The 12,503-nt window shown below is 49.0% G+C and carries 10 protein-coding genes and 1 tRNA gene; all 11 read left to right on the top strand.

What is annotated here, in order from left to right; translation table 11 throughout:
* Window positions 1–34 precede the first annotated feature (34 nt).
* The 11 genes from dcuA to OOJ59_RS13305 all read left to right on the top strand — a co-directional run bounded on the left by dcuA (window position 35) and on the right by OOJ59_RS13305 (window position 12,457).
* A complete protein-coding gene (gene dcuA / locus OOJ59_RS13355; RefSeq protein WP_038636462.1) occupies window positions 35–1,336 on the top strand; it encodes an anaerobic C4-dicarboxylate transporter DcuA in 1,302 nt (433 codons plus the stop codon).
* A 128-nt stretch (window positions 1,337–1,464) separates the two neighbouring features.
* On the top strand, window positions 1,465–1,812 hold the full coding sequence (gene cutA / locus OOJ59_RS13350; protein ID WP_003025447.1) for a divalent cation tolerance protein CutA: 348 nt from the start codon (window positions 1,465–1,467) through the stop codon (window positions 1,810–1,812).
* Entirely contained in the window at window positions 1,788–3,497 is a 1,710-nt protein-coding gene (locus OOJ59_RS13345; protein ID WP_160955481.1) for a protein-disulfide reductase DsbD, read from the top strand. Before cutA ends, OOJ59_RS13345 begins: the two co-directional genes overlap by 25 nt.
* 36 nt (window positions 3,498–3,533) lie before the next feature.
* Window positions 3,534–4,109, top strand: a complete 576-nt coding sequence (locus tag OOJ59_RS13340; RefSeq protein ID WP_160955480.1) for a transcriptional regulator — start codon at window positions 3,534–3,536, stop codon at window positions 4,107–4,109.
* A gap of 311 nt (window positions 4,110–4,420) precedes the next feature.
* Window positions 4,421–4,496: transfer RNA gene (locus OOJ59_RS13335), tRNA-Phe, on the top strand.
* A gap of 195 nt (window positions 4,497–4,691) precedes the next feature.
* Window positions 4,692–5,945: a tyrosine-type recombinase/integrase gene (locus OOJ59_RS13330; protein WP_040232077.1), complete on the top strand. Its 1,254-nt coding sequence runs from the start codon at window positions 4,692–4,694 to the stop codon at window positions 5,943–5,945.
* Between the two features lie 206 nt (window positions 5,946–6,151).
* Window positions 6,152–7,213 carry a nucleoid-associated protein gene (locus tag OOJ59_RS13325; protein WP_040232076.1) on the top strand — a complete coding sequence of 354 codons (1,062 nt, stop codon included), beginning with the start codon at window positions 6,152–6,154 and terminating at the stop codon, window positions 7,211–7,213.
* A complete protein-coding gene (locus tag OOJ59_RS13320) occupies window positions 7,185–8,669 on the top strand; it encodes a hypothetical protein (RefSeq protein ID WP_094168641.1) in 1,485 nt (494 codons plus the stop codon). The genes OOJ59_RS13325 and OOJ59_RS13320 overlap by 29 nt, the downstream gene beginning before the upstream one ends.
* 1,294 nt (window positions 8,670–9,963) lie before the next feature.
* The gene (locus OOJ59_RS13315) at window positions 9,964–10,701 is read left to right on the top strand and encodes a glycine zipper domain-containing protein (protein ID WP_040232073.1); all 738 of its coding nucleotides are present in this window, start codon (window positions 9,964–9,966) and stop codon (window positions 10,699–10,701) included.
* Between the two features lie 79 nt (window positions 10,702–10,780).
* A complete protein-coding gene (locus OOJ59_RS13310) occupies window positions 10,781–11,263 on the top strand; it encodes a hypothetical protein (protein ID WP_023288353.1) in 483 nt (160 codons plus the stop codon).
* Window positions 11,264–11,344: 81 nt separating this feature from the next.
* Window positions 11,345–12,457 (top strand): tellurite resistance domain protein, encoded by a 1,113-nt coding sequence (locus OOJ59_RS13305; RefSeq protein WP_226809245.1) that lies wholly within the window; start codon window positions 11,345–11,347, stop codon window positions 12,455–12,457.
* Window positions 12,458–12,503: the final 46 nt, after the last annotated feature.

Raw genomic sequence — 12,503 nt, 5'->3', positions numbered from 1 at the left:
AATATCAACTTGTTAAACAACAAGGAAGGCTAATATGATAGTTTTAGAACTTATCATCGTTTTGCTGGCAATCTTTTTAGGTGCCAGACTTGGGGGTATCGGTATTGGATTTGCAGGTGGGCTGGGTGTCCTGGTTCTCGCCGCTATCGGCGTAAAACCCGGTAATATCCCGTTCGATGTCATTTCCATTATCATGGCGGTTATCGCTGCCATCTCAGCTATGCAGATTGCAGGTGGTCTGGACTATCTGGTTCATCAAACTGAAAAACTGCTGCGTAAGAACCCGAAATACATCACGATCCTGGCACCCATCGTGACCTATTTCCTGACCATCTTTGCGGGTACGGGTAACATCTCTCTGGCAACTCTGCCGGTTATCGCTGAAGTTGCGAAGGAACAAGGGATCAAACCTTGCCGTCCGCTCTCAACTGCGGTGGTTTCTGCTCAGATTGCGATCACAGCATCACCAATCTCTGCAGCCGTGGTTTACATGTCTTCCGTAATGGAAGGTCATGGCATCAGCTATATTCACCTGCTGTCCGTGGTTATTCCGTCCACCCTGCTGGCCGTTCTGGTAATGTCCTTCCTGGTGACTATGCTATTCAACTCTAAACTGTCTGACGATCCGATTTATCGTAAACGTCTGGAAGAAGGTTTGGTTGAACTGCGCGGTGAAAGACAAGTTGAAATCAAAGCAGGCGCAAAAACTTCCGTTTGGCTGTTCCTGCTGGGCGTAATTTGCGTTGTTGTCTATGCGATCGTTAACAGCCCAAGCCTTGGTCTGGTCGCTAAACCGCTGATGAATACCACCAACGCTATCCTGATCATCATGCTGAGCATCGCGACGCTGACTACCATCATCTGCCGCGTTGAAACTGACTCCATTCTCAACTCCAGCACCTTCAAAGCCGGTATGAGCGCCTGTATTTGTATCCTGGGCGTTGCGTGGTTGGGTGATACCTTCGTATCTCACAACATTGACTGGATCAAAGATACTGCAGGTAGCGTAATTCAGGGTCATCCGTGGCTGCTGGCCGTCATCTTCTTCTTTGCTTCTGCATTGCTGTACTCTCAGGCAGCAACCGCTAAAGCACTGATGCCGATGGCTTTGGCGCTGAACGTTTCCCCGCTGACCGCTGTTGCCTCCTTCGCAGCTGTTTCCGGCCTGTTCATTCTGCCAACCTACCCAACGCTGGTTGCGGCAGTTCAGATGGATGACACTGGTACAACCCGCATCGGTAAATTCGTCTTTAACCATCCGTTCTTCATCCCGGGTACTCTGGGTGTAGTTCTGGCTGTCTGCTTCGGCTTCTTGCTGGGTAGCTTCATGCTGTAAGTTTTTTCTGCAGGGTGCTCGTGCGCCCTGCAGTTCCTCCTCCTCACCCCGCTTTAGCTAACATCCTTCCCTCGTCCGTTGTATAGTGACCACTCTTTAGCTGGTTACTCTGTTCTTTCGAGGTGTTTATGCTTGATGTAAAGAGTCAGGATATTTCCATCCCCGATACCGTTGTGGTGCTCTGTACTGCTCCGGATGAAGCAACCGCCCAGGATCTGGCTGCAAAAGTGCTGGCGGAAAAGCTGGCAGCCTGCGTGACACTTCTGCCCGGTGCAACCTCCCTCTATTATTGGGAAGGTAAACTGGAGCAGGAATATGAAGTCCAGATGATTTTAAAAACCACCGTCACGCACCAGCAAGCCCTTCTCGATTGCCTGAAGTCACATCACCCGTATCAAACACCTGAACTTCTGGTTTTACCCGTCACTCACGGAGACTTTGATTACCGCTCATGGCTCAACGCATCCTTACGCTGATCCTGCTGCTATGCAGCACATCTACCTTTGCCGGATTATTTGACGCGCCCGGCCGCTCGCAGTTTGTTCCTGCCGATCGGGCGTTTGTTTTTGATTTTCAGCAAAACCAACACGATCTGAACCTCTCATGGCAGGTCAAAGATGGCTACTATCTCTATCGCAAACAGATAAGCATTACACCATCTCAGGCCGATATTGCCGAGGTAAAACTGCCGCCTGGCGTCTGGCATGAAGATGAGTTTTACGGCAAAAGTGAGATTTACCGTAAACAGTTGAATATTCCGGTCACGGTTAATCAGGCCGCAACTGGCGCAACATTAACGGTCACGTACCAGGGCTGTGCCGACGCCGGTTTTTGCTATCCGCCGGAAACTAAAACTGTCCCCTTAAGTGAAGTGTCAGCCGCTGTCGGGGGGGCTCCGGCTACCGCACCTGTCACTGAGGCCCCGGAAGAGAAACCACAGCCCGCAGCCCAGCTCCCCTTTTCCGCGCTGTGGGCCTTGCTAATCGGCATTGGCATCGCTTTCACGCCCTGCGTACTGCCGATGTATCCGCTGATTTCCGGCATCGTGCTGGGCGGCAAGCAACGGTTATCAACCGGTAGGGCGCTGCTGCTGACGTTTATCTACGTCCAGGGAATGGCGCTCACCTATACTGCGCTGGGTCTGGTTGTTGCCGCCGCCGGATTACAGTTTCAGGCGGCATTACAGCATCCTTATGTTCTGATCGGTCTTGCCATCATCTTTACGCTGCTGGCTCTGTCTATGTTCGGCCTGTTCACGCTGCAACTCCCTTCCTCATTGCAAACGCGCCTCACGTTGCTGAGTAACCGCCAGCAAGGCGGCTCTCCCGGTAGCGTCTTTGCGATGGGGGCGATTGCGGGTCTCATCTGTTCTCCTTGCACAACCGCGCCGCTAAGCGCGATTTTGCTGTATATCGCTCAGAGCGGAAATATGTGGCTGGGAGGCGGTACGCTGTATCTGTACGCGCTGGGGATGGGCTTGCCGCTGATGTTGATTACCGTCTTTGGCAACCGCCTGCTGCCTAAAAGCGGTCCATGGATGGAACATGTTAAAACCGCTTTCGGCTTCATCATCCTGGCGCTTCCCGTCTTCTTGCTTGAACGCATCATTGGCGACGAATGGGGCGTGCGCCTGTGGTCACTGTTGGGCGTTGCGTTCTTTAGCTGGGCATTCATTACCAGCCTGCAGGCAAAGCACGCCTGGATGCGTATCGTGCAGATTGTCCTGTTAGCCGCAGCGCTTGTCAGTGTACGTCCATTGCAGGACTGGGCGTTTGGCACGCCGCATGCTCAAACCCAGACACACCTTAACTTTACGCCGGTGGCCTCGGTAGAGGCGTTAAATCAGGCGCTGGCGCAAGCCAAAGGCAGGCCCGTCATGTTGGATTTGTATGCCGACTGGTGCGTGGCTTGTAAGGAGTTTGAGAAGTACACCTTCAGCGATCCGCAGGTTCAGCAAGCACTAGGCGACACGGTGCTTTTACAGGCGGATGTAACTGCAAACAATGCCAAGGATGTCGCTCTCCTGAAACATCTACAGGTTTTAGGTTTGCCAACTATCCTGTTTTTTGATGCCGAGGGTAAAGAGCATCCGGAGGCTCGGGTAACGGGATTTATGGATGCAGCGACCTTCAGCGCACATTTGCGCGATCGTCAACCGTGAGCGACACTTGCAAAAGGAAATACGGAGGAGAATACCGTGCAACGTGAAGATGTCCTGGGAGAAGCCCTGAAATTACTTGAGGTTCAAGGGATAGCCAATACCACGCTGGAAATGGTGGCCGAACGTATCGATTATCCGCTTGATGAACTACAGCGCTTTTGGCCAGATAAAGAGGCCATCCTGTATGATGCGTTACGTTACCTCAGCCAGCGGGTGGATATCTGGCGGCGTCAGCTTTTGCTGGATGAGACCCTGAGCGCGGAACAGAAATTACTGGCACGCTACAGCGCGCTGTCCGAATGCGTGAGCAATAATCGCTATCCCGGCTGCCTGTTCATTGCCGCCTGCACGTTTTATCCCGATCCTGGACATCCAATCCACCAGTTAGCCGACCAACAAAAAAAAGCAGCGCATGACTTCACTCATGAGCTACTGACTGAGCTGGAAGTTGACGACCCGGCTATGGTCGCCAAACAGATGGAGCTGGTGCTGGAGGGATGTCTGAGCCGCATGCTGGTGAATCGTAGCCATGCTGATGTCGAAACGGCACACCGTCTGGCGGAAGATATTCTGCGCTTTGCCCAGTGCCGTATGGGCGGCGCGCTAACCTAAGCGAACAAGCCCGTCCTGGCCGGTGTGAGTAAGCATAACGCCATCAGTCGTTGAAAACGTGCCATCGCCACGGTGGTGCGAATTAATCGGTTAACCGCCCTGGTCAGCATGTGATTAAGATGCAGTGAAACACTCTTTTGCCATACTGCCCTTCTTGCGCTTAGCATGACCTGTCGGCATCGTGGCGATCTGGAAGATTTGTGCAAACTTCAGGCACAAACGCACAGATTGCCGTAATATTAAGCGGTTGAACCGCTTTTCCTGAAATTTGATTGACTGGCAGGCGCGAATACGGTTTAATGCGCCCCGTTGCCCGGATAGCTCAGTCGGTAGAGCAGGGGATTGAAAATCCCCGTGTCCTTGGTTCGATTCCGAGTCCGGGCACCAAATTCATATCAACGGACCTCCACGGAGGTCCGTTTTTGCATTCTGAACCCGCGAAAATCAACACATCCACAATACGTTAACTCCACCCAACTCAATCAAATTCAACCCGCTTCAAGTCCCTTGCGAGGGTACAACTGAGGGTATAGTCTGATTCGATAAAATTTATACCCCTTTTACTATCAGGAGACCCCACCAATGGCGCTCACTGACGCTAAAATCCGGGCAGCTAAACCGGATGAAAAACCTTATAAACTTGCTGACAGCGGCAACATGTTTTTGCTCGTTCACCCTAACGGCTCGCGTTACTGGCGACTCCGCTATCGGTTTCTGGGCAAAGAGAAAACGCTCGCTCTGGGCGTCTATCCTGAAGTCTCATTATCAGAAGCAAGGGAAAAGCGCGATGCGGCAAGGAAACAGATAACGGAGGGAATTGATCCGTGCGAACAGAAACGAGTAAAGAAAGCAGTACAGGAGGCCAGCAATACGTTCGAGCTTGTTGCACGTCAGTGGCACAAGAGCAACAAAAAATGGTCCGAAGCTCACAGCGAGAAGGTGCTCAAAAGTCTTGAGAGTCACGTATTTCCTCTTATCGGCTCACGTGATATTACCACCCTCAGAACTCCCGATTTACTTGTCCCCGTTAAAACAGCCGAATCCAAAGAGATATATGAGATTGCAGCCCGCCTTCAGCAGCGTATCACTGCCATCATGCGCTATGCTGCCCAGTCCGGCATTATCAGCTATAACCCTGCCGTGGATATGGCTGGTGCTTTAACGACGGTGAAGCGCCAGCATCGCCCTGCCCTCGCCTTAAATCGCATTTCAGAGCTGCTTGAACGACTGGACAACTACAGAGGACAACCTCTCACCCGGCTGGCAACCAAACTTACCCTGCTTATCTTCATACGTTCCAGTGAACTACGCTTTGCTAGGTGGTCTGAGATCGACTTCAAGAAAGCCATGTGGACCATTCCTCCCGAGCGGAAACCTATTGAAGGGGTCAAGTACTCGCATCGAGGCTCTAAAATGCGTACAGAGCATCTGGTCCCGCTATCAACTCAGGCACTGGATATTCTCAAACAAATCCAAGCCATCAGCGGGGAATATGAACTGATTTTCACTGGCGATCACAATCCATGGAAACCCATGAGTGAAAATACAGTGAATAACGCACTACGTCTTATGGGCTACGATACAAAGGTCGATGTCTGTGGTCACGGCTTCCGGGCAATGGCCTGTAGTTCGTTGATTGAGTCAGGATTATGGTCGAGAGATGCTGTGGAGCGCCAGATGAGCCATCAGGAACGTAATGGCGTACGTGCGGCCTACATTCATAAAGCTGAGTTCTTAGATGAACGCAAATTGATGCTGCAATGGTGGGCAGATTTTCTCGATGCGAATAGTGAAAATCCGGTCTCACCTTTCGATTACGCCAGACAACAATTATAATCTATTCTCCCGGCAGAAATGCCGGGAGAATGTTTACTTATTCTTTCCCTGTATACATTTATTCACAGAGGGGTTGATGGCAAGCTGCCGCCTGTCCTTGTGATGAACTATTTTACGTAGGTACAGGTGATTACCTATACTACCCGCTTTAAAGCATGTCACAGCAATTAACGATAAAATAAGACACGAAATAACGGGGTGTCACTATGAGTTTTTTAACGGATGAAGAAATTAATGCACTGACAATAAAACGAATGATTTTTCATGTCGTTGGTGGGGAACTGGAGATCCCAGTGCTGCTCAGCGAAATATCACCACCTGAACACGTCGATTTTTTTCTGGAACGGATTAAGTCTGCATTAAGCGGTAACATGTTCCGGTTTACGGAATTGTCCAATACCGAGCGTATTCTGCGGCTCATAAGGAACAATGCCGATACCGACGCTAGTTGCTTCACCGAACAGTCCACCTTTCTGGCAAACGATTTTCAGTCTCATCACCACACAAAAAATGCCAGCATGGGGGTATTTTTTCTTTTTGAGCTTCACACCCTCAATGATGAAAAACTGTTTGCCCTCATTAAATATGATAACGAGGACGTGGTACGTTACGTGCTGGATGCGGAGGGAGACGAGTTTCAGGTTCCCAGACTCGAACGTTTCCGCGAAAGCTTCGTCAAGAAAGCTGAAGCCATGCAGAAAATTGCTCTGGTCCGCCTGACGGCAGATGCTCAGGGTGGGCGGGTTGTCGTTCGGGATCGCAGCAAACGAACCAATATCTCCGTTTATTTTGAGCGTTTTTTACAGGTACAGCGCGTCAACAGTACAACCGATCTCAGCGACAAACTGGTTGCCGCACTCAAGGATGTCTTCAAAAAGCATCGAGACCTGTTACCGGACGACATCAGACGCAGCGGTGTTAACAAGATTTATGAAACGTTACATCACGGGGCGCAGGATTTTAACACCGATGAACCCCTTTCCCTGCTTAACCAGATTTTTGGACCAATGGAAGAAGATCATCCGCTGGTCAAATCCTTTACCCGTAAAATAAAAGACCTGGGAATTTCAGGTGAATCTTTCCGGATCACCCCTGAGAACATTCCTAAGCCACGGAAAAGAAAACTGGTAACTCTGGAAGATGTTATTGTTATCTACGATGAGGATAATGCACCGGATATCCAAACGATGGAAGACGGGCGAAAACGTATAGTGATAGTGACTGCAGGGCTGGTGACAGATGACATCGATACTGGAAAAAATCGGTAAGGCAATTGACTGCTCACGCCGCACATCTGATCTGGTGATCACTGAAGATCAGCAAACCACCACCCGGAAATTGTTCATTTCTGGAACCATGGATAATGACACCCTTCAGTTATGGGGGGAAGTAATGGATACCGATGCCGAAAATCTCAGGATCACCTTTGTTGATGATAGTCGAGATGATATCCGCCCCGCACAAGGTATCCCCGGTCAGAAGCACTTTATCACCATCATCAGCGATGAACTCCCCGGAATTTTGCGCCTCTTCACCTTGGAAGGTTGGCGTTCGTTTTTACTCCAGGATCCCAGGCTCTGTCAGTATCACCGCATCTACGCCCTGTTTATCAACGAAGCATTTGAAACACAACAATGGAAGGTCGCGCCGTGGAAAAAAATGCTCCCGGATGAGAGTGAAAGCGACGTCCCAACTCAGACGGCCTCCGTCACAAAAAGCATTATCCGTTGTTTTTCAACTGACTTTCTTCCCCCAGATACCATTGCACCTTGGATCCTGATATCCGGCGATACAGTGATCGACGAATCAATGAGACTCTGGGAGTCACTCGCTTGTCGGGAGTTGTTGAAATGTTTCGTCAATGAGCTTTTTGCTGCCGAAATAAAAAAGGTCGGACTGTCAGGAAAACCGCCGCGGAAAATCCCTTTCGGGGAAGAACATGCGGCTCTGCCCGCCTTTGACGTCATTCAGGAAACAGCAAAATGGATTTTTCTGGAAGGAAACGAAACCGAGCTTAAACATACCTTTTTGTCCAGTGAACTGGCCAGAGAATGGCCTGAGGGCGTTACGTTTTGTGAAGGCATTGTGTATCGACTCTCCCCGGCACTGGAGTCAGCCCGACTTCTCTACAAGGCCCATATCCGGACAGGGGGAAAAGACACCCTGAAATCGCTGGGCGATTTGCGAAAAAGTCTGACAGAGGACACACAAAAAATTCTGCAGCAGTCGCGTGGCCTGTCTTCCACGTTGTGGAAAGATATGGCCCTGGTTATCAGCACTCTGATCCTTCGCTACAGTCTGGAGGCCCTAAAGGCAAGTGGTCCGCAAAAAGTGTATGCTCTGGCATTTTGTGCACTGGCCCTGTATATCGCCATCTCATACGGGATGTCGGTCTATATCAACCGGAATGCCCTTTCACTGCTGGAACAAAACAGAATAACCTGGAGAAGTAAGTTATATGGTTTTCTGGATGAACAAGATTATCAGGAGCTTGCGGGTCTTCCCATTAATACCGCAATGTGGTCATATCGCCGGGTTGAGCGAATAACGTCGGCCATTATGCTCGTACTGGTTACGCTATTACTCACGGCAGCAGCAAGTGAATTCTGGTCGCTAAGTATGATCATGCATTCTGGATACACTTGGGTTATGAGTGCGCTGCAGTTTCTGACATCCACGGCCCTGCGAGGCCCGAACGATTTCCAGTGTGTCCTTCAAGGCTGAAATGAAACAATCAGAGATCATAGCAGGCTCTGGTAATGAGCAACTCTCATGGTTATCTGCTTTCAGGTAACTAAACAGAAATTCATTTTGCCCTGTCGGTCATCTCGCAACTGCTTTCCCCATCGCGTCATGGTAGAAAGAACCACCCCCATAGCACTGTCCGCAGTTGCAATGGTGTAGTTCTACTCAAGGACCATTTGTGCGGATTCGTATTTAAATTCAGCACTGAAATTTCTTTTTTTTCATTGGGATGCCTGTATTGTTCTGAGATGAGCGTATCACCTTTGTTCAGGTGGTAAAATTCTGTAAACCACTACAGTTATCGCTGAAGCTAATCCTGAGTAAAACGGTGGATCAATATTAGAATGTAGGTGGAGATGTAAGTGGATCACTTTTCACCCGTCGTTGACATCCTAGCCCTGTACTAAAAAGTCTTCCAATTTAATCGTGCGCGGAATCGATTCATAAAATGATTTTAACAAACATTGATGGATGAACAAAACCACATTGTATATTCCGTTAGAAAAAATTCACTACACCCTTTTTTAGATTCATAGATACTTGCATCAGATCACGGACATATAATCAAGAAGGTGATAGTAAATGAAAATTTCATGCATATTAAATTAAAACTCCCCCTATCTCCCAAAAGTATATTTCAAGGTTTCCATTAACATTCCCGCCTGCCACTTTACGTACACTCATCCTTCCACGCATACACAAAACACTGCAACTAATAAACAACTACATTAAGGTATCAAATACAGATTACATCGGCGAAAACAAGAACTGTAACCCTACCTACATCACAAGCAAAGACGGCAGCATACTTGTGATTTATCGGCATTTCTGGCATGATCTTTAGTGTGTTTAATACAGATTAATCAGTTGAATCAACATCCTAATTGTACACACTGGAAAAATGTCAGACGTTGAGATACATTCACGGAATGTATGTTTTATGTGGAGATATCCTCCCATGTTTCATGGTAAGGCCTACGAATTCGAAAATGTCGATTATTTTTAAAAAAGATGTGTTTCAGCAGCAAGGCCAACATAAAGTGATACGAAAACACAAAATTGCATAAGCTGTCAGTGCGGGATACCTACGAACACATAATAACGCATTGCAATTAATTTATTGCTTATTATTTAAATACTCTTTGAATAGCTCTTTTGACATCTTATAACTAATACAATAATCAGTAATGTCGGACAAAATCATTACTAATTCTAAATTTTTAGTTGATACAGCTTGCTTGTCGTTACTTAATTATTTTTAAGGAAAAAGATTGTGAATACATTTAACCGAACTACCACATGCATCGTGATTTCCGCAGCATTGTTACTTGGAGGCTGTGCCAATACAGGAAGCTCTCTCCTGTCTGGGACAAAGCCGGATCCTCGCCTTACCACCACAGAACAATCACAGTTCTTTAGCGCTTCTGGTGCACAAGGTTGTGGCGTAGGCGCCGTATCCGGCGCAGCTCTCGGCGCGTTAGTAGGGGCGTTAGCAGGTGACTCGAAGAAAGCGCTTGCCGGCGCTGCAATTGGTGGCGCAGCTGGCTGTGCTGCAGGTATGACCGCTAACTACTATCTTGATGGCCTGAAAAAAGATTATGCCTCTACAGCCGATCGTCTGCAGGCTATGGATAATGACATCAGCAAAGATACCGCAGCGGTTGAAAAATCGACGCTGGCGATGAAACAAGTTATTAGCGAAAACCAGGCCACCTTAACCAAAATCAGCATCCAAAAAGATAAAGCTGGATTTGATAAAGTCGGTGCGAAAACCCAGCTGGCGCAAATTGATGCCAACATCAGCAAGATGAAAGAGACCATGAAAGGCATGAAGGATAAAGAATCTGCCTATAAGGTCGCTTTACAAGGTCAAACGACCACCACAAGTGCAGAGAAAAGCAAGCTGGCAAATTTGAACAAAGAATATGCCAATCTCAATAGCAAGATTGCTGCTCTGGAACAAGAAACCAACGAGCTGTATGAACAGCGCCAGGCGATCTCCCTTGGTTAACCCTTTCGGCCGATAGCATTATCGGCCGGTTTAAGACTGCTTAAAGCAGCGTTATTCGACGCTAATGATGGATTATTTGATGAGAAAATACGCACTTCTTGCCGCCCTTGTCCTTACGGGTTGTACTACGTCCCCCCAGGACTGTGATTTACACGCACAAGATCCAAGCTTTATTACCAAACTGAGCTGCGCCACGTCGGGTGGTTATCGTCAGCAGGTTGATCAAAAAGAACAGCAGGTTCGTCTGAGCCAATATCAAAATGAATCGGCCAGGCAACAGCAGGATTATACCCAAAACAGACAGCAGACCTTAAATCAAAAGCTGGCAGATGAACAAGCAAGGCTAAATGCCGTGCGTTCGGATCTGTCGCAGACTCTCGCAAAACTGAAATCAAGCAAGATTCAAAGCCGCGAACGCCAGCAGGAAATTGCCAAATTGCAGGAGCTGCAGCGCCAGTCACAAACGGCAACGAGCGCCAGCGAAATTTCAGCGATTGAGAAAAAGGTCGCCGAAGCCAAGCACAAAATTAAAGTTCTCGAAGAAGCAAATACGCTCCGCTAAAAGCGCAGAAAACGTTCCGGCTGTCTGAGATGCGATGATACACATCTCATGCATATCACCCACAACAATAATGATTTGCTTATGCAACGATTAACAACTGCCGCGCCGATTGATGAAGCAACGCTGACAACCTATGAAGAGACGGTCGGTATCATACATCGTCATCTTCCTCCTTCACTGGCGCTGCTGTATGCCACCGCGCGTCGCAATGCTGAAGGACGCCTGGAGTGGTGGACAGCACGTCAGGGGCTGGCTAAACCTTTTTCCGCACTGAATGACGCCGAACGGCTGACTGTTGAGAATAAACGTCAGCAATATCAGGACATTCTGGCGGGGTTAATCAGCCAGCTGGCCGCGCGCGGCGAAGATAAGTCAGCACATGCGTTGCAAACGCTGCTCACCCAATCACACCACCTCGACGGCTATAGCGTCGGCGGCGAACCGGTGTTGGTCAATTGGGCCACAGCCAGCACAGCGGCCCCCCTCCATACAGTAGTGGTTATCCCCTGGTGGCGCGGTTTTCTTCCTTGGCTGGCATTATTGCTACTGCTGCTCCTGCTCGTCGGTGTCTGGTGGTGGTTTACACATCACCCGGCCGTGAAGCTCCCCGTTGTTACATCAACCCATACCGAATTAACTGACACCAATCCCAGCGTGAAGCTTGAGAAACGTCAGGATTTTGGCCGGATAAAAATCAATCTGCAGTGGAAGCAGGGGGACCACAAAGAGCCTGTCGATCTCGATATTGCCGCCTTTGTGCGCTTAAAAAACGGTGAAATCAGCGGCGCTGAGGCGCTGAGTCATTTGCCCGGCAACTATGACCAGCCACCGTATCTGCTGCTGCAGGAAGATCTGCGTGAAGGCAATGACGTGGATGGCGAATGGCTTTTCGTCAACGGCAGCCACTGGCAGGACATTGATGAGGTGTTGATTTATAGCTTCATTTACGCTGGCACCGATAACTGGCAAGGGACAAACGCCTCCGTCACCCTCTATGTCCCCGAACAGCAGCCGATTACATCCATGCTCACGGATAGCGACCAGCGTAATAATGTCGCCGCCATCGCCAGGCTCAAAAATGTCGATGGCAATATTCAGGTTGAACGCCTTGACCGTTTCTTCCCCGACCGCGAGTCGATGGATAAGCACTATGGCTGGGGTTTCAAATGGACGCCCGGCGCGACCAAAAATTAGCCTGTACCACTGTGGCTTTAGTCAAATTACAGCCTTTAAGGGTTAG

Source organism: Citrobacter sp. W9, from assembly GCF_026719375.1.
GTDB lineage: Bacteria > Pseudomonadota > Gammaproteobacteria > Enterobacterales > Enterobacteriaceae > Citrobacter > Citrobacter werkmanii.
This window is presented reverse-complemented; position numbering and strand designations above follow the sequence as displayed.

Coding starts and splice junctions, on each gene's coding strand:
- dcuA (WP_038636462.1), top strand. CDS start 35: ATGATAGTTTTAGAACTTATCATCGTTTTGCTGGCAATCTTTTTAGGT.
- cutA (WP_003025447.1), top strand. CDS start 1,465: ATGCTTGATGTAAAGAGTCAGGATATTTCCATCCCCGATACCGTTGTG.
- OOJ59_RS13345 (WP_160955481.1), top strand. CDS start 1,788: ATGGCTCAACGCATCCTTACGCTGATCCTGCTGCTATGCAGCACATCT.
- OOJ59_RS13330 (WP_040232077.1), top strand. CDS start 4,692: ATGGCGCTCACTGACGCTAAAATCCGGGCAGCTAAACCGGATGAAAAA.
- OOJ59_RS13325 (WP_040232076.1), top strand. CDS start 6,152: ATGAGTTTTTTAACGGATGAAGAAATTAATGCACTGACAATAAAACGA.
- OOJ59_RS13320 (WP_094168641.1), top strand. CDS start 7,185: ATGACATCGATACTGGAAAAAATCGGTAAGGCAATTGACTGCTCACGC.
- OOJ59_RS13310 (WP_023288353.1), top strand. CDS start 10,781: ATGAGAAAATACGCACTTCTTGCCGCCCTTGTCCTTACGGGTTGTACT.
- OOJ59_RS13305 (WP_226809245.1), top strand. CDS start 11,345: ATGCAACGATTAACAACTGCCGCGCCGATTGATGAAGCAACGCTGACA.